We start from the raw sequence: 20,664 nt of genomic DNA, 5'->3' as shown, positions 1-20,664 counted from the left end.
TTATTTTTTCTTAGAAAGTACTTCTTCAATAAAAACACGACGGCTTACTGCTTCATAACTTTCTGTTTCACCGAGCTCCACAAGGTTATTACCCTGAGAAATTCTCATGGAATAATTGGCAAGATTACCCGTTCTCTTGCAAATAGCATGCACTTTCGTCACGTATTCTGCGGTGGCCATCAAATTAGGCATCGGCCCGAAAGGACGTCCTAAAAAGTCCATATCCAAGCCTGCGATTACAACTCGTATTCCGCTGTTTGCCAATTGATTAGCTATTTCTACGATGCTTTCATCAAAAAATTGTGCTTCATCAATTCCTACAACATCACAATTTGACCCTAATAAGAGAATCTCACTAGGACTTTCCACTGCGGTACTGCGAATTTTATTCTGATTATGAGAAACAACGTCCTCATCAGAATATCTGGTATCCGTTTTTGGTTTAAAAATCTCCACATTTTGCCCCGCCATTTCAGCTCTTCTGAGTCTCCGGATCAACTCTTCGGTTTTTCCGGAAAACATTGAGCCACAAATAACTTCCATCCAACCACTTTGTTTGGAATGATTAATTGTATTTTCTAAAAACATTTGTTAAATTAGCCGTATATTTTTAAGATCAAAAGTAAGCAATTTTAACAAGATTCTCATATGCAGAACATCCAAGATTTAAAGGAAAAGATTTTTTTTGAATCCAAGAATATCATTGATATTTTGGAGAAAATCAACAATGTGGACGAACTACTTTCCAAGCAAGATCTTGTAGATGAGCTTGCGAACAGGATATCGTTTTTACGGTTGTTGGAAAAGAATATCGAGTATTTTATTACCGATAATTCTGTTCAAAATTCAGAAAATCAACAAAATATTTCTTTCGTTAATCAAAATTTTGAGTCCCAGGAGTCAAATAATGACGTTACAGAAGAGGAAGCTATTTTTAATAATGAATTTAATGAAATTGACGAAAATGATCATGAATCTTCCTACAACGAAAACGCTGTAAGTCCTGTTGAGACAGGAAATATTCAAGCTCAAGAGGCTGAGGAAGAAGCAATTTTCAATAATCAGCTGAATGAAATTGCTGAAAATGAATATCACGAAAATATTGTAAATCTTGTTGAAGAAAATACTGAACCGAATAATGAAGAAAATTGTATTGACCCAGATTTAACGAAAGAGGAAATAATTTTTAATCATCAGTTAAATGAAATTGATGAAGAGCAACCTTCCGATTATCAGGGGAATATTTTAAGTTTCATTGATGAAGAAAGAATTCTTGCCGATGCAGAACCTGAAACGGATGAAGATATTAATGAAGAAATATTCAGTCAGACCATTACGGAAGAGGAAGTTATTTTTAATAATCAATTGAACGAAATTGATGAATTTGAAAATGAAATTTCCGACAATCGAGGAAATGAATTGAATAATTTTGATGAAGAAGAGAAGATTCAAGATAGTTTTGAATCTAAAAAAGAAGAAAAAGTTGAAATTATCCCAAATATTTTCGGAAGGGAAGACTTAGAAGACGATGAAATGCTGATTGAAGAAAGTGAAGAGCAATTCATTACTTCAAACGCAACTATCGGACAGGGAGAAATGGTAAATGAAACGTCCAATGTTGAAAATATTCTCAGCGAAATAAAAAATGATGCTCAAAATGAAGAAAAATATGAGCAAGATGTAATCGCAGAAGAAATTGACAGAAGAAAGATCACAAATATAGACAAGCCACTTCCTGAATTTGAAAAAGAAAAACTAGCTTCTGACGAAAGTTTTGAAAACTTAGAGGCTTACAATCAGGAAAAAAAGATAAGATTGGCGAATATTAAAGGATTAAAGGCTGTTCAGTCTTTATTTGATGATGACCATTTGCAGGTAGAAAATCCTTTGGAAAAACCAATTCCGGTTGTAAAAGAAGATACAGGAAGCATCCTGAAGACAAATATTCCGACCAATTTAATGGAAGCACAAAAGGCAAAACCTGAGTTTAAATTAGATCTAAACGACAGAATTGCTTTCACAAAAACATTATTCGGAGGAAGCCAGTCTGATTTGAATGATGTTGTTGGAGTACTCAACAGTTTCAGAACATTAGAAGAAGCAAAAGAATATCTGAGCGATCTTTACTACGACAGAAAATGGAGCAAGGTAGATGAATATGCACAAAGACTGTGGATATTGGTAGAAAATAAATTTTTATAAACTAAATTTTGAGCGGAATCCTTTATTTTGTTCCCACACCCGTCGGGAACTTAGAAGACATGACTTTCAGGGCAGTAAAAGTACTGAAAGAGGTAGATTATATTTTATGTGAAGACACGAGAACTTCCGGAATTCTTTTGAAGCATTACGAAATCTCTAAACCTTTAAAATCGTATCACTTACATAATGAGCATCAGGCAACGGAAAAGGTAATTAATGACCTTAAAAGCGGCCAGAATATCGCCATTATTACCGATGCAGGAACTCCCGGAATTTCAGATCCTGGTTATTTATTAAGCAAAGCAGGATCAGACAATAACATTGAGATGATTTGTCTGCCCGGAGCAACAGCTTTTGTTCCGGCTTTGGTGGTTTCCGGACTTCCGAATAACGAGTTTTTATTTGCTGGATTTCTTCCTCAGAAAAAGGGAAGACAAACCAAGCTTAAACAACTTGCAGAAGAGAAAAAGACAATCGTTTTATACGAAAGTCCACACAAAATAAATACAACACTTGAACAGATAAAAGAGTTCTTTGGAGAAAACACGAAAGCAAGTTTAAGCCGTGAAATCTCAAAGAAATTCGAAGAAACTAAACGTGGGACAATTAATGAGTTAATTGAATTCTCCAAAAGCAAAACTTTAAAAGGAGAGATCGTTCTTATTGTCAATAATTCTATTTAATTGAAAAAGCTAATTTTAATATTGTTTTCATCGGTTTGTATGGCACAGCAGACCGATCAGTACAAGCAGATCTTATTGTCTAAAGAGCTAGGAAAAGACGTCCGCTTTTACACCAAAGGCTACGGAATAATTTCCGATCCGCAAACCGGAAAATCCGGGATTGTAGATTCGTCGGGCTCTATTTCTTTTGATTATCCTTTTAAAAGTGAAATCTCGCGTTTATCTAAGAACAGATTCATTTTAAAGACTAAAGATGCCATTTCTAAAGGAAAGACAGCTTTAATTGATGCAAAAGGTGATCAATTGATTGCTCTTGATAATTTCAAGTTCAGAACTTGGGAAAATAAGGACAGAATGATCTATTCCAAAGACGGAAAAGACTGTGTGTATGATTACAACGGCAAACAGATCATCCCTTTTTATGATGAAATACAATTTGCCAGCGAAAACAGATTCTTTGTAAAAAAAGATGGTGGTTGGTTTATCTATGATTTTGACGGTCAGCAGGTTTCTGACAGAGAATTTAAAGAAAATCTTCGCTTTTATAAAGGAAAAGTATACCTCACGACAGGTGCAAGAAGTGGTGAGGTTCTGGATAATAATGGAAAAACAGTAACCACGTTTTCAGATCATTATATTGAAGATATCAACGGTTTTCCTTTCTTAATTACAAAAAACGTCATCAAAAATAAATACGGAATTGTAGATGAAAATGAAAATGTTTTGGCTGATGAAATCTACGAACAGGCTTTTGTAGGAAGGGAATATATTTATTTGATACACGATAATAACGTAAGCATTTTTTCTAAAGCAGAAAAGAAGGTTTATCCTACTGATTTTCATTATGTAAACCATTTATTTAATGGAATGTTCAAGTCTTTAAAAGATGACAAAAATCCTAAAATAGCTGTTCTTAAAACCAATGGAGAAATCATTTTTCCCAAAGAATATGATGTTGTTGAAGCTTTCAAAATTAAAGATGAAAATTATCTCTATGTAAGTAAAGATGGGGAAGAGAAACTTTTAGATAAAAACTTAAACAGCGTTTTAGACGATGGTTATCAAATAGAAAAAGTTTTTTTTGATAATTTAATTGTAAAAAAAGAAGATACTTTTTATAAATTTTTACCAAAAGATAAATCTTACACAGAGCTTAAAAATATCACTTCCATAAAACCATTTCAGTTTTATCCGGCGATTATCTGCAAAAATAAAGAAAACCTTTACGGAATGCTTGATGAAGCGGGAAATGAAATCATACCATTTGTATATGACGATATTTTCACGTTTTTTTCAGGAGATGAAGTTGTCGTACAAAAAGGAAATAAATTTGGCGTTACGAATCTTAAAAATGAGCCTTTAAAAGACGTTGTTTACGATAAGTATTCGGTAGACAGAAAGAAAATTAAGCTTACAAAAGGGAAGGAATCGGAATTTATAGATTTTACGTCTTCGGAAAACAAAGTCTTATTTTAACGATATTTTCATATGACAAAAAACATTCATAAAATTTTATTAAAATAATGGTTTAAAATGCATTAAATAACAAATTATAATATCTTTGCGCACCATTTAATTTCGATAAAATTAAATATATTAAATTAGCCAAAACACAATAAGCTAATTCATTAAAGGAAAAATAATTGTCAGAAATATGAAACTATTAGAAGGAAAAGTAGCACTTATTACCGGAGCTACAAGAGGAATCGGAAAAGGAATTGCAGAAATGTTTGCTCAACAGGGGGCAAAAGTAGCATTCACTTACGCTGGTTCTGTAGATAAAGCAAAGGAATTAGAAGCGACTTTAAGTTCTGTAACTCAAATTAAAGGTTACCAATCTGATGCATCAGACTACGATGCGGCTCAAAAATTAGTAGATGAAGTAATGACTGAGTTTGGTCAAATCGATATTTTGATCAACAATGCAGGGATTACAAGAGATAATCTTTTAATGAGAATGTCTAAAGACGATTGGGACACAATTATTAAGGTAAATTTAGATTCAGTATTCAACCTTACAAAGGCGGTTATCAAGCCTATGATGAAGGCAAAATCAGGATCTATCATCAATATGACTTCTGTAGTGGGAGTAAAAGGAAATGCCGGACAGGCAAATTACGCGGCATCTAAGGCGGGAGTTATCGGATTTACAAAATCTGTTGCCCTTGAATTGGGTTCAAGAAATATCCGTTGTAACGCTGTTGCTCCAGGTTTCATTGAAACTGAAATGACGGGTGCTTTAGACGAAAAAGTAGTTCAGGCTTGGAGAGAAGGAATTCCTTTGAAGAGAGGAGGACAGCCTGAAGATATTGCAAATGCTTGTGTATTCTTCGGAAGCGAGATGTCTGCTTACGTTACAGGTCAGGTTCTGAATGTTGATGGCGGAATGCTAACATAAAATATGAAATCTGTACAGAATATCGTTTTATTCTTGTCGATTTTTACCCTTATCGGTTTGATGTACATTGCTTATTTTAATGTATATCAAACCGATGATTATATCTACTCATACGGAACCCGGAAACTTGGATTTCTCAATAATAGTAAAAGCTTTTATTTAAACTGGGGTGGAAGGTATTTTGGATATTCTATCAATACATTAAATCCTGTTTCAGAAGATAATACGGGGATTTTGCCCAAAGTTTATCCTGTTTTTTTATTCTTAAGTTTTATAGGACTATCAGTCTTAAATTTTAAGCAATATTTCAAATATTCTTTAAAGGAAGCTACTGTCAAAGGCTTCATTCTTTTCTTTTTTTACACGGTACTTTTAGTCAGTATTCCGGAGCATTATTTTTGGATTACGGGTTCAAATATATATTTCCTGCCAATTATTTTATTTGGTTTTTTGCTGTATTTCTTGGGAAAATATGCAGAATCTAAGAGTAGAATATGGTTTTACCTGTTAGCTGTATTGATTGTTATTTTAATGGGCTCTAATGAACTGTCAGCTTTAATTCTTTTGGGTTCGTTGGCTGTATTTTACTATCAAAAAAGAACGAAAGAAACTCAATTTCTATTGATTCTAGGATTACTGTTTTGTTTGGTAAGTTTCTTAGCTCCCGGAAATTTTAAAAGGTTAGATGATTCCACCGGAGGATTTTTAATGAAATCTATCAAAAGGATCGGCATTTTTGGAGTCAATAACATCTTTTTTTTTATTAAAACATCTTTAATAATGCCATTATTTATCAAAATATTTGAAAGCGAATTAAGATTTATTATTAAAAAAATAAACTTCAAAAAAGCATTAATTATTTGGTCTGTTTCTTTTCTGCCATTGATTTTTACAGCCTACATCATGAATACGATGGGAAGACAATTTGAAAATATTATATTTTTCTATTTTGTTTCTTCTTCCGTTTTATGGTTTTTTATGGTTGAAAAAATAAAAAAATACTGGTGGGTAAGCCTTGTGATCATATTTTTACCCGAGACTAATTTTTTACCTGAAAAATATTCAAATTTTAACTTTGATTTTAATATAAATACGATTGGGAAAGAGATTCTTTTTACAGATTTGAAAAAGTACGATCAGGAAATAGAAAATAGAATAAACACCATCAAAAATTCGAAAAAAGACTCCTTAATTATTGACAGGATTAAAACAGTTCCTAAAATTTTATATTTTGATGAAATGTCTTCTGTAAAAGAAGATAAAAACTACGTAAGCGAACAATTGCAAAAGTATTTTGATAAAAAATATATTAGAGTAGAGGATTAAAAAAATGCCTCCAAATAATAATTATAGAGACATTTTTTAATATTTAAATTGTTTTAATCTTTAAAAACCTGATTTTCCTGTTCCTGAACCCTGATAAAAGTCGTCCTTTTTGACAATTCCTTCAACTTTGACGCTCCAACATAAGTACAGGTAGAACGTACACCGCCCAAAATATCCTTCACCGTCTCCGAAACCGGACCTTTGTAAGCTACTTTCACCGTTTTTCCTTCAGAAGCTCTGTATTCAGCAACGCCACCTGAATGTTTGTCCATCGCTGTTTTTGAACTCATTCCGTAGAATGTGCGGTATTTTTTGCCGTTTTCTTCGATAATTTCGCCGCCGCTTTCGTCATGACCGGCAAACATTCCGCCGAGCATCACAAAATCGGCACCGCCGCCAAAAGCTTTGGCCACATCTCCCGGAACTTTACAGCCACCGTCTGCAATGATATGACCTCCTAAACCATGAGCTGCATCTGAACATTCAATAATTGCGGAAAGTTGTGGGTAACCAACGCCGGTTTTTACACGGGTCGTACAAACAGAACCTGGTCCGATTCCTACTTTAATGATATCTGCGCCAACCAAAAGAAGCTCTTCAACCATTTCGCCCGTTACAACATTTCCGGCAATAATGATTTTATCAGGGAAATTGGCTCTTGCTTTCTTTACAAAGCCCACAAAATGCTCGGAATAACCATTGGCAACATCAATACAGAGAAACTCAATTTTTGGATGCTTTTCGAGGATTTGTTGAAGCTTTTCTTCATCAGCTTTGCCGGTTCCTGTGCTTAATGCAATATATTGATGAATACTTTCAGGCTGACTATTTAAAAAATCACTCCATTCTTCAACAGAATAATGTTTGTGAATAGCTGTAATGATCTTATCTTTTGCTAATTCTACAGCCATTTCAAAAGTTCCCACAGTATCCATATTGGCTGCGATGATGGGAGTTCCCTGCCATTTCTTTTTGGTATGTTTAAAGGTAAATTCTCTTTCTAGGCTAACTTCCGAACGGGATTTTAATGTAGAACGTTTCGGGCGGAACATAACATCCTTAAAACCCAGTTTTATATCGTATTCTATTCTCATAATTTGGAAAAAATTAATAAGAATAAATGTAGGAAAAAGATTTAATGAAATAGTGGATTTAAAGGATTTTATAAATTCTTTAAGAATAAACTTCATTATAAATTATCTCGCTGATTTAGCAAATTTGGCAGATTTTAATATTGAATTTGAAAACTAAAATTGAATTGACATAGGAAACTGGCGCGTTAAGAAAATTAAAGTTTAATCCGTTAAAAAATTCCCACTGTTTGAAGCGCGACACCAATTTTGAATCGAAAAACAAATAATAAATTCGCGCAAGTTTTGGGGATTTTAGGATTAAATTTTAATTTTTAGCAGAAGTTTCCAAGTCTTGAATTTTTGGTTCTTTTGTTTCAAGACAAAAGAACATTTATAAAAAAAAGATGTGAAAATTATCTTTTCACACCCCATAAATTTATTTTGCCTCTCAAATCAAATCCAAGCTTTTCATAAAGCTTTTTAGCTCCGAGATTATTTTCAGCAACATGCAGAAAAGGCGTTTTGCCATCTTCAAATATTGTATTTGAAACAAATGCGACCAATTGTTTTGCAAGACCTTTTCCAAGGTAATCTGTATCTGTGATCACGGCACTTACTTCTGTCATATCGTTCATCTGCATTCGCTGACCTGTTACTGTAACCAATTTATCATCTTTAAAAATTCCAAAATATCGACCTAATTCTGGTGTTCTGTTTTTGAAATAATGAGGATAAAACTTCTTGACAAATGCCAATAATTCATCGTGATTTTCATTTTTAAGCTCGATAATATCTTCAGTAAAATCCAATTCAATTGTATTTTCTAAAACATATTGATCACAAACAAGCTGGGACATTTCTGTTTTAAAATTTCCTAAACTAGGTTTTGCTCCAAAAACTAGAAAATCATCACAGATTTTTGCATATTCTGTGATGTCTTTTTCTTTTGCAATCGTTGATGAACCTCCGAAAGCGGCGACTTCAGGATTATAAAATTTAGAATCTCCGAAGTTTAAGCAAAACTTTTCATGATATTCATTAAGTGAATGATATACAGGATTGTCTAATTTCTCGTACATTAATCAAACTTCATTACTTCTTCCAACGTTTTGATGTATTCGTAAGCGGTCATATCAAATTTTACAGGTACAATTGAGATGTATCCTGCAGCTAAAGCAGTTTCGTCAGCATCTTCAGATTCGTCCATATTATTGAAATATCCTGTCAGCCAATAGTATTTTTTTCCGTGTGGATTTACTCTTTCGTCGAAGCTTTCTTCCCATTTTGCATTGGCCTGTTTGCAGACTTTAATGCCTTTAATTTCCTCTTTAGGAAGTTTCGGAATGTTTACATTTAATACAATTCCTTTTGGCATTGGGTTCTCCAATGTTCTTCTAACGATATTTTGAATAAATTCTTTTGCCTGAGAAAAATCTGCTTCCCAACTGAAATCCTGTAATGAAAATCCGATCGCAGGAATTCCTTCAACTCCAGCCTCAACAGCTGCAGACATCGTCCCGGAATAGATAACATTAATTGAAGAATTCGCTCCATGATTGATTCCTGAAACTACGATATCCGGTCTTCTTGTTAAGATTTTATCAAGAGCCATTTTTACGCAGTCAACGGGAGTTCCGCTGCAAGAAAAGTCTGTTTGTGGGCCTTCAAGCGTAACTTCTTCGAAGCTTAAAGTTGAGTTAATGGTAATTGCGTGGCCTTTTCCGCTTTGAGGAGAATTGGGTGCTACAACAACAACTTCTCCGATTTCGTTCATGAAACTGATAAGATTTCTGATACCAGGTGCTGTGATTCCATCATCATTAGTAACCAGAATAAGTGGTCTTTCCATATTAAATTTTAATTTTAACAAATATAGTGTAAAAGACTTTCTTTAAAAACCTTGAATTTAAATATTATTTTAACTTTGATATCTTTTGTAAAACTAATTTCAAAGGGCAATAAATTAAATGAGAACGGCTCTTTTAATAAAATTCCTTAAAACTGTCTGATATTTATAAATAAGGTATTAAATTTGATAGTTTGTAACAGTAAATTAAAAATTACTACTAATTAAAATACTTTTTAAAAAATTAATAAAAATACATTACAGATTTATGTGGAAAAATTTCAAGCTAAATAAATTTTTACTCCTAATTCCATTAACAAGTCTAATGTTTTGTTTCAACTCACCTAAAAATGACGATGAAAAGATGCAGACGATAATGGTGAGCGTAAAGAACACTCTTTCTTATCTACATTACAGCCCGAAAGCTATTAATGATGCTTATTCTAAGGATGTTTACAAACAATATTTTGAGATGATAGATCCGGGGAAAAGATATTTCCTGCAATCTGATATGGATGAATTCAGCAAGCACGAAACAAAGCTTGATGATTATCTGAATATCGGAGATCTTACGTTCTATAAATTGACTACAGACAGACTTTTCCAAAGGGTTGATGAGATTGATAAATTGACTCAGGATATTTTCAGTAAACCAATCAATTTGGAAGAAGATGAGACATTGGTTTTAGAAAACAAGCTTAAAAAAGCACCGGTTTCTAAGCAGGATCAATATAATGAGTGGAAAAAATTCATTAAATACAATATTCTTCAGGAAATTGAATCTTTAAACAGCAAAGAACAGGCTCAAAAAGAGAAAAAAGATTCTGTACAGAAATATAAATTACAGGATACGATTAAACTTCAAATCCTAACTCCTGAGCAGAAAAAAGTAAAAGCTACAGATGAGGTGAAAGATCTTGTAAAAGACACGTTCACAAGGTTTAAGAAGAGAAATAAAATGAATTGGTTCACAGTGTACATGAATGCTTACACTGAGGTTTTTGACCCGCACACCAATTATTATTCTCCAAAGGATAAGGAAGAATTTGATATGACTTTCACAGGAAAAGTGATCGGAATCGGAGCTATTATTCAGGAGAAAAAAGGGTATTTATATCTTGGAGCGCTAACAATCGGCGCACCAGCTTGGAAGTCTAAACAGCTTACAGAAGGAGATAAGATCTTAAAAGTAAAATCTAAACCGAAAGATGATGCCGTAAATGTTGTCGGAATGCTTTCTGAGGAAGCCGTAAGATACATCAGAGGTGAAAAAGGAACTCCGGTTACTTTGACGGTTCAGAAGAAAGACGGAACGATAAAAGAAGTTACAATGATCCGTGAAGAGGTTGCTATTGAAGATACTTTCGCAAGAAGTATTGTGGTAAATTCTCCAAACGGTAAAAAATATGGTTTCATTAATTTACCAAGTTTTAATGCTGATTTTGAAGATGCTAAAGGAAGAAACGCTTCTGATGACATTAAAAATGAGATCATTAAACTAAAGGCTCAAAACATTGACGGAATTGTTCTTGACCTTAGAAACAACGGTGGCGGATCTTTAACGGAAGTTGGAGATATCATGGGACTTTTCATGAATGCTGGACCATATGTTCAGGTAAAAGATGGAAACGGAAAGATTCAGACATTAAAAAACAAGCAGGAAACTCCAATTTGGACTGGTCCTCTTGTTATCATGCAAAACGAACTTTCGGCTTCGGCTTCTGAGATCTTGGCTGGTGCAATGCAGGATACTGGAAGAGCGATGATTATCGGTTCTCCACAGTCTTTTGGAAAAGGAACGGTTCAGACTTTTGTTGATTTAAACAGATTCTTGAATACAGAAGATGATTTTGGCTCTTTAAAATTAACAATTCAGAAATTCTACAGAATTACAGGAGAATCTACACAGAGAAAAGGAATTGTTTCTGATATTCAGATGAAAGATTTCTTCACGTATGCTGAAATAGGAGAGAGATACGATGATTATGCGTTGGCATGGGATAAAATTCCAAGCACAACTTTCCAGAAGTTGAACTATTTCGATGTAAAAGCATTAGAAAAAGCAAGCAACGATAGAATGGCTAAAAACACCAACTATCAGTTATTATTGGAGTCCGCTCAATGGAGAGAGAAATTAGACAAAGAAGAAACGATTACGCTTAATATCAATAAGTTTAACGAATTGATGAAGCAAAGAAAAGCGCAGATCGAAAAATTCAAAGCATTGACGAAATTTGAAAACGGTCTTCAATTCACACTTTATCCAAGCGAACTTGAAAGAGAGAAGAAAGATGAAGCATTCAAGAAAAAATCTGATATGTGGATCAAAAATCTTAAAAAAGATCCTTACCTTCAGGAAGCAATGAATATCATTGGTGATATGAATGTAAAACAATAAAATAAAAACCCCGCTAACTAAAATTAGCGGGGTTTTTTATGCAATCAATTTGATTATTTAATTTCTACACATCCAACTCTTCCGCCTGCATTTCCTGTAGGCTGAGTATGGAAATCATCTGCCGCAGCATGTACGATCATTCCTTTTCCGATGATGTTTTTAGATTCGTCTGCACAACCAAGACACCATTTATCAGTTTTGAAAGTCAGCGTTGCCACTCCTTCCTGATTAGCCACTAAATTCCCGATATCTCCCATGTGGAAATGCTCTGCACCCCATTTTCCGTGATCGTCTTTTCCTGGATTCCAGTGTCCTCCTGTTGAGGTTCCGTCTGCTGCTGAACAGTCGGCTTTTTCATGAATATGTACCGCGTGAATTCCCGGAGTAAGATTCGTGACATCAAGTTTCATTACAACTTCATTTCCTTTTTGAGTAAACTTTGCAGTTCCTCCCGTTTGTGTTCCGCTTTTGGCGTTAACTGAATACGTTTTTACCGTTCCGCAAGAAACAGCAAATAATGCACAGCCCGCCAATAATGCTAATGTTTGTACCTTCATTTTAAGTGATTTTTAAATGATTTATAATCTTATAAATTTAGGAACATTTTTTAGAAAGCTTTGTAATCTTGCCTCTTTTTATGTTAAATAGGTCTTTTTTACAATTCAGTACACAAATTTTACCGTTCGGAAAGAAAAAATTAGCAGATCTAAATTTTCAGATTAATTTTGGAATCAAATTAAGACCAATGAAAACGCAGTCCAAAAAACTATTATTTCTCATCACCTTTCTCTCGTTTATCTTGAGTTATTCTCAGATAAAGGTTTCAGGAAAAGTTACCTTTCGAAATAAAGGGGTAAGCGATGTAAATGTCACTCTTAAAAATACTTACGATGGAGCAACTACAGATGCAAACGGTAATTTTACATTTGAAACTTCTGAAAAAGGCAATCAGATATTAAGCTTTACTCATTCAAAATATAATGATGTTGAAAAACCGATTTCTATTGATAATCAGGATGTTTCAGTAAATGCAGAATTAAAGGAACAAATCAACGAAATTGATGCTGTGGTAGTTTCCGCAGGCTCAATTGAGGCGAGCGATAAGAAAAGAGCAACCGCTTTATTAACGCCAATTGATATTTATACGACAGCAGGAGCAGACGGGCAGATTTCTTCAGCCTTAAATTATCTTCCGGGCGTTCAGAAAGTAGGCGAAACAGAAGGATTGTTCATCCGAGGAGGCACAGGAACCGAATCTAAAATTTTTATGGATGGAAGCTTAATTAATAACTATTTCTCAAGCTCAGTTCCGGGAATTGCAGGGAGAGATCGTTTTAACACCTCTCTTTTTAAAGGAAATGTATTTTCGAGCGGAGGATATTCTGCGTTGTACGGACAGGCTCTTTCCGGTGCTTTAATGTTGGAAAGTGTTGATCTTCCGGATCAAAGTTCTTATGATTTTGGGATTTCTCCGATCTTTTTAAGTGCAGGATTCCAAAAATTGGGTGAAGATAAAAATCATTCATACGGAGCAACTTTAGGATATTCAAATTTAAATCTGATGCAGGAAGTTCTGAATTTTAACACAGATTTTATCGATGCTCCTCAGGGAATAAATGCTGATGCCAACTTCAGAATTAAAACAAAATCTGGTGGATTTTTTAAATATTACGGAATGTACGACACCAACAGTATGGGCGTAAAAACTGAAAGCTTAGAAGCTGATAATCAGTTTTCTTTAATTAAATTGAAAGGGAAGAACACGTATCATAATTTATCTTTGAAGCAAAAATTCGGAAGATATCTTTTAAATGCAGGAACTTCTTATTCATTCAACAGAACGGATCTTAATTTTTCAACAGAATCCAATGAAGTTGAAGCAGATAAGATGAGGTTGCTCACAGACGGAAATTATATCAATCTAAAAGCAGTTTTGGAAAGAAAGATAAACAAAATCAGCGCCTTACGAGGAGGTTTTGAATTAAACAGCACCGACGAAAAACTTTCTTTTGAGGAAGTAAATAAACATTATAAAGACCTTATTTCAGCCGTTTTTGTGGAAACAGATTTGGGTTTCAGTAACCAATTATCTGCGAAAATAGGAGTGAGGGCAGAAAACTCATCTTTCCTCGGTAAAACGAATTTTGCACCGCGTATCGCTCTGGCGTATCGTTTGGCTAAAGACTGGACAACCTCTTTCGCATACGGACTTTTCTATCAAAATCCTGAAAGTAAATACATTAACGGCCCCGCAAATCTTGATTTTCAAAAATCTCAACATTATATTTTGCAGGTTCAGAGAACGACGGATGGCAGAAGTTTAAGATTTGAGGCTTTTTACAAGAAATATGATCAACTGATTAAAGTTTCAAACCTTGGATTTAATAATAATCAAAATCAACCCGTTCAAACGGCAGATAACAACAACGGATTCGGTTATGCAAAAGGTTTGGAGCTGTTTTGGAGAGATAAAAAAACATTTGATAATATTGATTATTGGATCAGTTATTCGTTCCTCGATTCAAAAAGAGATTTTATGAATTATCCGATAAGCTTAAAACCGAATTTCGCATCAGAACATACACTTTCTGCTGTTGCGAAGAGATTTATTCCAAAGTGGAAATTAGGAGTTAATCTTTCTTATACCTACGCAAAAGGACGACCTTATTATGATTTTGCAACGAAAGATGTGAACGGAGAAACGATTAATTATACTAGAAACGAAGGAAGATTGAAGGATTATAACGCGCTTAATTTAAGTTTTAATTATCTTCCGAACCTTGGAAAAAAAGATGCCAAAGCATTCACTGTTTTTGTATTGAGTGTTTCAAATGTTTTAGGATCGAAAAATGTCTACGGATATAATTTTTCGTCAGACGGATCAAGAAGTTCTGCAGTAGTTCCTCCGGTGAATACTTTTATCTTTATTGGCGCATTTATAAGTTTTGGAGTTGATAAAACTCAGGATGCTATTAATAATAATTTGTAAAAATCTAAACAATCTGTATTTTTAATGATTTAATTATATTGATTAAATACATATCTTTGAATAAAATATAAACTAACCTCAAAAATTAGAAATAATGAAGAAATATCTATTAAGTTTTGCTTTAGCTTTTATGGGCTTAACGGCATTTGGTCAGACAGCTTACGAAAAATCAATGACTGAAAAAGTTGCCAAGCTGGAAACAGTGAAATCAGCGGAAGATTTTCAAACTTTGGCCAATGATTTCGAAAGAATATCAAGAATAGACCAAAACCAATGGTTGCCGGTTTACTACATTGCTTATTCTTATATCCAGAAAGGGAGAGCGCAGATGAATGCGGGCAAAAAGGATGAATTATTAACCTATTCAGGAGCTGCTGAAAAATATTTGATGCAAGCTGAAAGCATTGCAGGAAAAGACAACTCTGAGATCCATTTATTGAAAAAAATGGCATATTCTTTAAGAATGATGGAAAATCCTCAACAAAGATATATGACAGACGGTGTGAAGGCTGCAGAAGAGCTTAAAACAGCTGAACAGCTAGATCCAACCAATCCAAGAATTGCTTTGATTAAGGCTGAAGATATGTATTTCACTCCAGAACAGTACGGAGGAAGCAAAACAAAAGGAATTGAGCTTTTCAAACAGGCTTTGGAGAAATTTAATGCTTTCAAACCGAAATCTGCATTAGATCCAAACTGGGGGAAAGGAGAGGCTCAGTATTTCATCAGCCAAGGAGCTAAGAAATAAAAAAACTTACAATATCATAAACCTTCCAGATCATGGAAGGTTTTTTTGTGCAGTTCAGTTATAGAAAATGACGGTTCGGTGAGAAATAATTTTTAATACCTTTAATTAAAACTAATTTTGACCTAAGAAATTCAATCATGAAACGCAAAAATCTTATCACTTTACTTTGGATATCATTGGTTACCTCAATGTTCTTCTTTATCTTTTTTACAGATGAAAAAAACGTTGAAAATTTTTTACTGACCGTGTTGATATCTTTCATGTATTCATTCATTTTAGGTGCAGGAAATGGCTTGATTAATGATTTTCTTAATAAAAAATTCCCTTGGTCTGAGGCTACAACAAAAAGAGCAGCCATAAGCATTGTTTCGATTCTTATTGCGAATATTATTTTAGTCTATTTCTGCAATTATGTGAATTTTGTACTGATTCAAAAAGCAGTTAATACAGCAGAATATTTTTCAGGAAGATATAATTTCATCAATTGGTTTACGATCAATGTTGCCTTGCTAATTTCTGCTTTTCTCCATGCGAGAGGATTCATGGAAGAGCTCAAAAAAACGTCCAAAAAGGAAGTTGTAGAGCAAAAGTTGATTGCAAAATCTGCCAATGCACAATTTGAAAGCTTAAAAAACCAGCTAGATCCTCATTTTCTTTTTAATTCATTAAATGTTTTAAGTTCATTAATTGATGAAAATCCGAGACAGGCGCAGAAGTTTACTGCTTCAATGTCAAAGATTTACAGATACGTATTAGAACAGAAAGATAAAGAGTTGGTTACGGTGGAAGATGAAATAGAATTTGCAAAAACCTATTGTGATCTCTTAAAAACCAGATTTGAAGACAGCGTAGACTTTGTTTTTGATGTCAATAAAGAAGATTACAGAAGATATGTTGTTCCGCTTTCGCTGCAATTGTTGTTGGAAAACTGTATCAAACATAATTTTGCGACCTCTTCAAAACCATTAATTATTAAAGTTTTTTCTGAAAATGATACGCTTTGTATTGAAAACAATCTTCAGGTAAGAGAGCAAATGAAAGAGAGTGCAGGAATTGGGTTATCGAATATTGTTCAGCGTTATTCTCTGTTGACAAAAAAGAATGTTTTTATCGAAAAATCCGAAGATTATTTTAAAGTAAAACTTCCGATATTATTAGCTAAACCAAACGAAACGAGTATAAAAGTTGAAGATAATGACAAAGCTTACGAAAGAGCCAAGAAAAGGGTAAAAGAGATCAAAAGTTTTTACGGAAACCTTATTTCGTATTGCATTATTATTCCGTTTTTGATCATTGTAAACCTTATTACCAATCCAAAACACATTTGGTTTTATTTTCCAATGTTAGGCTGGGGAATTGGAATTGTTGCCCACGGAATGAGTGTTTTTGCGATCGGTAAAAATTGGGAAGAAAAAAAGATCAGAGAGATTTTAGAAAAACAGGATAAAAGATAAAAAATTACTACTATGGAAAATATAGATCAAAACGACCTTCGTTACAAAGAAGCGGAAAGAAGAGTGAAAAAAATAAAGAATTTTTATGTTTTCATTTTCATTTATTTTGCGGTGAATATTTTTATTTTATTTGTGAATTATAGGGAATTAGAACCCGGACAAACCATTTGGAGTCTAAAATATTTCTCTCTCCCAATATTCTGGGGAACCGGAGTTGTCGGCTACGGAATGAGTGTTTTTTTACCCGGATTTGTATTAGGAAACAATTGGGAGGAAAAGAAAATTAAAGAATTAATGAATAAAGAGAAGTAGATGGAAACACTAGACATCATTTTTTACATTTCAATGGTTGCTTGGTTTATCAGTGAATATCTTTATAAGAATATACTGAAGTCAGGAGAAAAAGACCAGAAAAATAAAGATAAATCTACGTTGAATTTATTATGGATTGCCATTCCTTTTTCCATTGTGGCGTCTGTAACGGTTTCATACAGTATGAAATTCCCAATTGCTCAATCGATGTGGATCTTTTATCTTGGTGAAATTTTTATCCTTATCGGAATCATTTTAAGATTTATAATCATTAAATCTTTAGGGAAGTACTTTACTGTTGATGTTACGATTAGAGAAGATCATAAAATCAAAAAAGAGGGATTTTATAAATATCTAAGACATCCATCGTATGCTTTTTCTTTATTAACTTCTTTTGGCCTTGGCTTATATTTAAATAATTGGTTTTCATTGATTTTAGCATTTGTTCCTCCCTTATTAGCATTCAGCTACAGGATTAAAATTGAGGAACAGGCTTTGATAGAGCAATTTGGAGATGAGTATATCGAATACAGAAAATCTACAAAAAAACTAATTCCGTTTATTTACTAAATATAATAAACCCTGTTTAAGCATATTTTTAGCGCATAAAAATTATCTGAGTTATCTGCAAAAATCCGCGAGAAAAGAAAAAATAACTCCCTCAATTTCCATTAAATTCAAATTTTTGCAATTCAGTATCCATTTTCTACAGCTCAGTAAGATAAAGTTGATTGGAAGCTTTTTATTGACCTAAATTTGATTCAAGAAAAACAAACAAATTTAAAATAACAGACTATGGAAACTTACCCAAACAAAGAAAGTTTAGCTTATAAAAAAGCAACAAAGAGAGTAAAAGAACTAAAAGGATTCTATGGGAATCTTACTTCTTATTGTTTGATAATTCCTTTTTTATTGGTTCTTAATCTTTTAACTTCCCCTAATCATTTATGGTTTTATTGGCCAATGTTAGGATGGGGAATGGGTCTTTTGGCACACGGAATCAACGTCTTTGGGATCGGAAAAGACTGGGAAGAAAAAAAGATCAAGGAATTGATGGATGAAGAAAGAAAAAACGTAAAAACATTATAATAAATTAATAATAGCCTTTAAAAAATTAATATCATGAATTATAATCAAGCAGAACAAAGAGTAAAAGAACTAAAGAAATTCTATAAAGGTATATTTTGGTTTGTAATCATCACAGGATTCGTTTTCTTAGACGATATTTTTGAAAAAGGAACATTTAATTTCTCACTTTTCGACGGGTCAATTATTTTAGGAATTTGGGGAATTATTTTAACGGTAAAAGCGGTAAAACTATTTATATTTGATTCTGAATGGGAAAAAGAAGTCATAGAAAAGGAGGTGAGAAAATCAAAAAGTCCGATAAACTTTTAATAGCTGAAAAGTTTTATTTAATTTTAATTCCAAATTAAAACTAAAAATCAATGATCAAAACTGTCATTATCGAAGACGAAAAACCTGCAGCAAGAAAGATCGAAAGAATGTTGAGCCTGTTTCCGGAATTACAGGTTGTTGCAAGTATTGAATCTGTAGAAGACGGAGTGAAATGGTTCTCAGAAAATGAGCATCCGCAACTTATCTTTTCAGACATCGTTTTGGGTGACGGTTTGTCTTTTGATATTTTTGAAAAAGTTCCGACAAAAGGATTTATCATTTACACGACAGCATTTGATCAATATACATTGAAAGCTTTTAAACTGAATAGCATCGATTATCTTTTAAAACCGATTTTAGAGGAAGATCTTGCTGGAGCTATTGAAAAATTTAAATCATTTCTTCCTTCAGGAAATTCTGTTACTTCGCAGGAAATTAAGCAGTTAATTAAGAAAGATAAGACTACACTTTCAAGAGTTTTGGTGAAGATTGGATATAATTTGAAGATCGTTCAGACAAGTGAGATCAGTTGCTTTTTCAGTGAAAATAAGATCGTTTATCTGCAGACAGAAGACAGAACTTATCCATCAGATTTCACGTTGGATGAGCTGGAAGATGTCTTAGATGAAAAGAAATTTTTCCGCGCAAACAGGCAATTCATTATTAGCTCAGATTATATTAAAAATATTCACACCTCACCCAACTACAAAGTAGAATTGGAATTTCAACCTCACGAAGAAATTACGGTAAGCCGTGATCGCGTGAAAGATTTTAAAGATTGGTTAGTAGGTTAATTAAAAAGGGTAGCCTAAATCAAATCTAAACACTAAACACCCAAAACGAATCACCTGTAATCAATTCTGTTAGACTCTGTGTCTTCAAGCTGTTGTACAATAGATTTTGGGATTTCATCGCTGTCAATCGGGAAGCTGATTGAGTCGGGAAAAAACGTTTTCCGATCTGCTTTCTGAAAAATTTCGAACAGAGCGATCGGCTCTTGATTAAAACTAATACACGTACTTATAAAATGCAACTCATGGAGCTTATATTCTGGATTTTTCAATTTTTCCTTGATATCTTTTATTCTTGAAATAAAATGTCTTTGACGAATAAACGTATTGCTGTTCATGATGATAAAAACATAATCTGAATAGGCGGTTACTTTTCCAAAATACTTGTGGTGATCGCCGCCGCTTCTTTCAATAAAATATTCGCCGGAGGTCTCGGATTTGTAAATTTCCATTGCAGAACGCCAGATTCGGTCGTCTTTTGCCTGTAAAATGTTTTCCGGAAGATTTCTGTTGTAAGAATACCAACAGCCAACCAAACGATCCAAAAGAACGGTGTTTTGCTTGGCATTATTCATATCAATTCTCAGATCATTAAAATTAAATGCTTCTGTATTTGAATTAATAAAATCGATATAATTTGAATATCCCAAAACCTTAACAATAAGACTTAATTTTGCCAAATTAGGTTTGCTTAAAACAGCATTTTCGTTTTGATGATATTTCTTTAGTTTATTGATTATCAAATGTTCATAAAGGTAATTTGAACCTAGCAATTCCGGCTCTTTCTTTATACTTTTTTCTGTGTTGTCATTGATAATTAAATCATTAAGTTCGGCAACAATGTATGACCATTCGGTTTTTGTGACATCCTCCCAATTATTTTTCTTTAAAAAATGGAGACTTAAGAAATTCATTAATTTCTCAAGGTGTAAAACATCTTCTTTTTTCATCAGTTTATTTTAGTTTTATAAGACTAATTTAAGATTTTTTTACTACTAAAAAAGATTATTGTAAGACTTTTATATTTTTTAATCAATCCAAATTTG

General features: G+C 33.3%; 20 protein-coding genes. 14 read left to right on the top strand and 6 right to left on the bottom strand.

What is annotated here, in order from left to right; genetic code table 11:
• Window positions 1–588 (bottom strand): thymidine kinase, encoded by a 588-nt coding sequence (locus A0O34_RS09295; RefSeq protein WP_066753995.1) that lies wholly within the window; start codon window positions 586–588, stop codon window positions 1–3.
• Window positions 589–648: 60 nt separating this feature from the next.
• Between A0O34_RS09295 and A0O34_RS09290 the strand changes: the two genes are divergently transcribed.
• The 5 genes from A0O34_RS09290 to A0O34_RS09270 all read left to right on the top strand — a co-directional run bounded on the left by A0O34_RS09290 (window position 649) and on the right by A0O34_RS09270 (window position 6,609).
• Complete coding sequence (locus tag A0O34_RS09290) at window positions 649–2,202, top strand: hypothetical protein (protein ID WP_066753993.1); 1,554 nt, start codon at window positions 649–651, stop codon at window positions 2,200–2,202.
• A gap of 8 nt (window positions 2,203–2,210) precedes the next feature.
• Window positions 2,211–2,885 (top strand): 16S rRNA (cytidine(1402)-2'-O)-methyltransferase, encoded by a 675-nt coding sequence (gene rsmI / locus A0O34_RS09285; RefSeq protein ID WP_066753992.1) that lies wholly within the window; start codon window positions 2,211–2,213, stop codon window positions 2,883–2,885.
• Between the two features lie 39 nt (window positions 2,886–2,924).
• On the top strand, window positions 2,925–4,361 hold the full coding sequence (locus tag A0O34_RS09280) for a WG repeat-containing protein (protein WP_066753991.1): 1,437 nt from the start codon (window positions 2,925–2,927) through the stop codon (window positions 4,359–4,361).
• 178 nt (window positions 4,362–4,539) lie between these two features.
• Window positions 4,540–5,283 carry a 3-oxoacyl-[acyl-carrier-protein] reductase gene (gene fabG / locus A0O34_RS09275; protein WP_066753990.1) on the top strand — a complete coding sequence of 248 codons (744 nt, stop codon included), beginning with the start codon at window positions 4,540–4,542 and terminating at the stop codon, window positions 5,281–5,283.
• Between the two features lie 3 nt (window positions 5,284–5,286).
• Entirely contained in the window at window positions 5,287–6,609 is a 1,323-nt protein-coding gene (locus tag A0O34_RS09270; RefSeq protein ID WP_066753989.1) for a DUF6056 family protein, read from the top strand.
• 53 nt (window positions 6,610–6,662) lie between these two features.
• Here the strand turns inward: A0O34_RS09270 and A0O34_RS09265 are convergent, their stop codons facing one another.
• The 3 genes from A0O34_RS09265 to surE form a co-directional block, all read right to left on the bottom strand.
• Window positions 6,663–7,703, bottom strand: a complete 1,041-nt coding sequence (locus A0O34_RS09265) for a GMP reductase (protein ID WP_066759602.1) — start codon at window positions 7,701–7,703, stop codon at window positions 6,663–6,665.
• Window positions 7,704–8,095: 392 nt separating this feature from the next.
• The gene (locus A0O34_RS09260; protein ID WP_066753988.1) at window positions 8,096–8,761 is read right to left on the bottom strand and encodes a GNAT family N-acetyltransferase; all 666 of its coding nucleotides are present in this window, start codon (window positions 8,759–8,761) and stop codon (window positions 8,096–8,098) included.
• Window positions 8,761–9,531 (bottom strand): 5'/3'-nucleotidase SurE, encoded by a 771-nt coding sequence (gene surE, locus A0O34_RS09255; protein ID WP_066753987.1) that lies wholly within the window; start codon window positions 9,529–9,531, stop codon window positions 8,761–8,763. The genes A0O34_RS09260 and surE overlap by 1 nt, the downstream gene beginning before the upstream one ends.
• A 265-nt stretch (window positions 9,532–9,796) precedes the next feature.
• Between surE and A0O34_RS09250 the strand changes: the two genes are divergently transcribed.
• Window positions 9,797–11,926, top strand: coding sequence for a carboxy terminal-processing peptidase (locus A0O34_RS09250; RefSeq protein ID WP_066753986.1), 2,130 nt, complete (start codon window positions 9,797–9,799; stop codon window positions 11,924–11,926).
• A gap of 53 nt (window positions 11,927–11,979) precedes the next feature.
• Here A0O34_RS09250 and A0O34_RS09245 read toward each other — a convergent pair whose 3' ends face one another.
• Window positions 11,980–12,483, bottom strand: a complete 504-nt coding sequence (locus tag A0O34_RS09245; RefSeq protein ID WP_066753983.1) for a superoxide dismutase family protein — start codon at window positions 12,481–12,483, stop codon at window positions 11,980–11,982.
• 188 nt (window positions 12,484–12,671) lie between these two features.
• On the opposite strand from A0O34_RS09245, the gene A0O34_RS09240 reads away from it, so the two are divergent.
• The 8 genes from A0O34_RS09240 (at window position 12,672) to A0O34_RS09205 (ending at window position 19,621) form a co-directional block, all read left to right on the top strand.
• Window positions 12,672–14,915, top strand: a complete 2,244-nt coding sequence (locus A0O34_RS09240; RefSeq protein ID WP_066759600.1) for a TonB-dependent receptor — start codon at window positions 12,672–12,674, stop codon at window positions 14,913–14,915.
• A gap of 94 nt (window positions 14,916–15,009) precedes the next feature.
• Window positions 15,010–15,663 (top strand): hypothetical protein, encoded by a 654-nt coding sequence (locus A0O34_RS09235; RefSeq protein ID WP_066753981.1) that lies wholly within the window; start codon window positions 15,010–15,012, stop codon window positions 15,661–15,663.
• Between the two features lie 137 nt (window positions 15,664–15,800).
• Window positions 15,801–17,117, top strand: a complete 1,317-nt coding sequence (locus A0O34_RS09230; RefSeq protein ID WP_066753978.1) for a 2TM domain-containing protein — start codon at window positions 15,801–15,803, stop codon at window positions 17,115–17,117.
• Window positions 17,118–17,129: 12 nt separating this feature from the next.
• Window positions 17,130–17,429, top strand: coding sequence for a 2TM domain-containing protein (locus A0O34_RS09225; protein WP_066753976.1), 300 nt, complete (start codon window positions 17,130–17,132; stop codon window positions 17,427–17,429).
• Window positions 17,430–17,999: a methyltransferase family protein gene (locus A0O34_RS09220; RefSeq protein WP_066753975.1), complete on the top strand. Its 570-nt coding sequence runs from the start codon at window positions 17,430–17,432 to the stop codon at window positions 17,997–17,999.
• Window positions 18,000–18,224: 225 nt separating this feature from the next.
• Window positions 18,225–18,518 carry a 2TM domain-containing protein gene (locus tag A0O34_RS09215; protein ID WP_066753974.1) on the top strand — a complete coding sequence of 98 codons (294 nt, stop codon included), beginning with the start codon at window positions 18,225–18,227 and terminating at the stop codon, window positions 18,516–18,518.
• Window positions 18,519–18,551: 33 nt separating this feature from the next.
• Complete coding sequence (locus A0O34_RS09210) at window positions 18,552–18,827, top strand: 2TM domain-containing protein (protein ID WP_066753973.1); 276 nt, start codon at window positions 18,552–18,554, stop codon at window positions 18,825–18,827.
• 50 nt (window positions 18,828–18,877) lie between these two features.
• A complete protein-coding gene (locus A0O34_RS09205; RefSeq protein WP_082891132.1) occupies window positions 18,878–19,621 on the top strand; it encodes a LytR/AlgR family response regulator transcription factor in 744 nt (247 codons plus the stop codon).
• 50 nt (window positions 19,622–19,671) lie between these two features.
• Here the strand turns inward: A0O34_RS09205 and A0O34_RS09200 are convergent, their stop codons facing one another.
• Window positions 19,672–20,568: a hypothetical protein gene (locus A0O34_RS09200; RefSeq protein WP_066753971.1), complete on the bottom strand. Its 897-nt coding sequence runs from the start codon at window positions 20,566–20,568 to the stop codon at window positions 19,672–19,674.
• Window positions 20,569–20,664 lie beyond the last annotated feature (96 nt).

Origin of the sequence: Chryseobacterium glaciei (genome assembly GCF_001648155.1) — a bacterium.
In the GTDB taxonomy this organism is placed as follows: Bacteria; Bacteroidota; Bacteroidia; order Flavobacteriales; family Weeksellaceae; genus Chryseobacterium; species Chryseobacterium glaciei.
The sequence above is the reverse complement of the archived record's forward strand: the minus strand, read 5'-3'. Positions and strand labels throughout refer to the sequence as shown.

Excerpts from the sequence above, each read along its gene's own strand:
- A0O34_RS09265 (WP_066759602.1), bottom strand. The coding sequence starts at position 7,703 with ATGAGAATAGAATACGATATAAAACTGGGTTTTAAGGATGTTATGTTC.
- A0O34_RS09240 (WP_066759600.1), top strand. The coding sequence starts at position 12,672 with ATGAAAACGCAGTCCAAAAAACTATTATTTCTCATCACCTTTCTCTCG.
- surE (WP_066753987.1), bottom strand. The coding sequence starts at position 9,531 with ATGGAAAGACCACTTATTCTGGTTACTAATGATGATGGAATCACAGCA.
- A0O34_RS09260 (WP_066753988.1), bottom strand. The coding sequence starts at position 8,761 with ATGTACGAGAAATTAGACAATCCTGTATATCATTCACTTAATGAATAT.
- A0O34_RS09220 (WP_066753975.1), top strand. The coding sequence starts at position 17,430 with ATGGAAACACTAGACATCATTTTTTACATTTCAATGGTTGCTTGGTTT.
- A0O34_RS09270 (WP_066753989.1), top strand. The coding sequence starts at position 5,287 with ATGAAATCTGTACAGAATATCGTTTTATTCTTGTCGATTTTTACCCTT.
- fabG (WP_066753990.1), top strand. The coding sequence starts at position 4,540 with ATGAAACTATTAGAAGGAAAAGTAGCACTTATTACCGGAGCTACAAGA.
- A0O34_RS09230 (WP_066753978.1), top strand. The coding sequence starts at position 15,801 with ATGAAACGCAAAAATCTTATCACTTTACTTTGGATATCATTGGTTACC.
- A0O34_RS09200 (WP_066753971.1), bottom strand. The coding sequence starts at position 20,568 with ATGAAAAAAGAAGATGTTTTACACCTTGAGAAATTAATGAATTTCTTA.
- A0O34_RS09225 (WP_066753976.1), top strand. The coding sequence starts at position 17,130 with ATGGAAAATATAGATCAAAACGACCTTCGTTACAAAGAAGCGGAAAGA.
- A0O34_RS09210 (WP_066753973.1), top strand. The coding sequence starts at position 18,552 with ATGAATTATAATCAAGCAGAACAAAGAGTAAAAGAACTAAAGAAATTC.
- A0O34_RS09290 (WP_066753993.1), top strand. The coding sequence starts at position 649 with ATGCAGAACATCCAAGATTTAAAGGAAAAGATTTTTTTTGAATCCAAG.
- A0O34_RS09250 (WP_066753986.1), top strand. The coding sequence starts at position 9,797 with ATGTGGAAAAATTTCAAGCTAAATAAATTTTTACTCCTAATTCCATTA.
- A0O34_RS09215 (WP_066753974.1), top strand. The coding sequence starts at position 18,225 with ATGGAAACTTACCCAAACAAAGAAAGTTTAGCTTATAAAAAAGCAACA.
- A0O34_RS09295 (WP_066753995.1), bottom strand. The coding sequence starts at position 588 with ATGTTTTTAGAAAATACAATTAATCATTCCAAACAAAGTGGTTGGATG.
- A0O34_RS09280 (WP_066753991.1), top strand. The coding sequence starts at position 2,925 with ATGGCACAGCAGACCGATCAGTACAAGCAGATCTTATTGTCTAAAGAG.
- A0O34_RS09205 (WP_082891132.1), top strand. The coding sequence starts at position 18,878 with ATGATCAAAACTGTCATTATCGAAGACGAAAAACCTGCAGCAAGAAAG.
- A0O34_RS09235 (WP_066753981.1), top strand. The coding sequence starts at position 15,010 with ATGAAGAAATATCTATTAAGTTTTGCTTTAGCTTTTATGGGCTTAACG.
- A0O34_RS09245 (WP_066753983.1), bottom strand. The coding sequence starts at position 12,483 with ATGAAGGTACAAACATTAGCATTATTGGCGGGCTGTGCATTATTTGCT.